This is a genomic window from Blastococcus sp. KM273128 (assembly GCF_021698975.1).
Taxonomy (GTDB): domain Bacteria; phylum Actinomycetota; class Actinomycetes; order Mycobacteriales; family Geodermatophilaceae; genus Blastococcus.
The window spans coordinates 1-382 of the sequence record NZ_SSXA01000198.1; the positions used below are offsets into that span (position 1 = coordinate 1).

At 56.5% G+C, this 382-nt stretch carries 1 protein-coding gene; it reads left to right on the forward strand.

Going from position 1 to position 382, the window contains the following annotated elements; all coding sequences use genetic code 11:
• Positions 1-382: carbohydrate ABC transporter permease (locus E9529_RS21575; protein WP_236833295.1), on the forward strand; the 382-nt coding region annotated here is incomplete at both ends.

Genomic DNA, 382 nt, shown 5'->3' on the forward strand with positions numbered 1-382 from the left:
ATTATCGGCATCGTCCTCATTGTCATCTACTGTCTGGTGCCGTTCTACTGGATGTTGGTGTCTTCACTGCGTCCTGATTCGGAGATCTTCGATAACACCTGGTGGCCAGCCCATCCGTCGATGGAGAATTACCAGGCGGTCTTCCAGCCGAGCAACAACTTCCTGCGCGGCCTGCTGAACTCCTTCATCGTCTCCGTCGCGGTGACGGTCATTGCGCTGCTCATCGCCACCTTCGCGTCCTACGCGCTCGCGCGTCGGGACTTTCGTGGCAAGGGCGGATTCCTCATCCTCATCATCGCGACGTCGATGTTCCCGCTAGTGGCCATCATCGTGCCGCTGCTAAAGAACTTTTCGGCATGGCATTGGATTAACACCTACCAAG